Below are 451 nucleotides of genomic sequence, written 5' to 3' on the forward strand. Positions count from 1 at the left end.
TCCTCAGCCTCCACGACCATCAGCGCCAGTTCGCGCTTGGTGATCGACTCGACCCGGTAGCCGCCCGTCCTGCGGATGGAGGGCAGGACCTCGCTGGTGATCCAGCGGCGGAAGGTCGCGGCCTCCGGCTTGTCTGAGCGGATGACCACCTCGTACATGCCGGGCTCGCTGACGATGGTCATCTGCTGCGCGCCGCCAAGGGTGTCAATCTGAGTGACACCCCTCATATCGTCGGCGATGCGGCTGGCGGTCATGCTGACGTTGCCGAGTCTGAGGACTTTGCACAGGTCGGTAAGGACGAACCACGGCTCGCCGTCGATGGTGACGACGCGGACAGTGGCATCGCCGTAGGCGAAGGGGACGAGCGTGGCGCTCATGCTGCCACCGTCCGGCGAATCGCTGGGTAGGTGATGGCCTCGAGCGGGACGCCGAGGGCGTCTGCGAGCGCGCG

At 66.7% G+C, this 451-nt stretch carries 1 protein-coding gene; it reads right to left on the bottom strand.

What is annotated here, in order from left to right:
• Positions 1-377 (bottom strand): BRO-N domain-containing protein (locus ACTNDS_RS16700; RefSeq protein WP_441036865.1); only part of this gene is annotated, 377 nt, incomplete at its 3' end.
• Positions 378-451: the final 74 nt, after the last annotated feature.

The sequence above is a fragment of the Blautia sp. HCP3S3_C12 genome (assembly GCF_052064155.1).
In the GTDB taxonomy this organism is placed as follows: Bacteria; Bacillota; Clostridia; order Lachnospirales; family Lachnospiraceae; genus Blautia_A.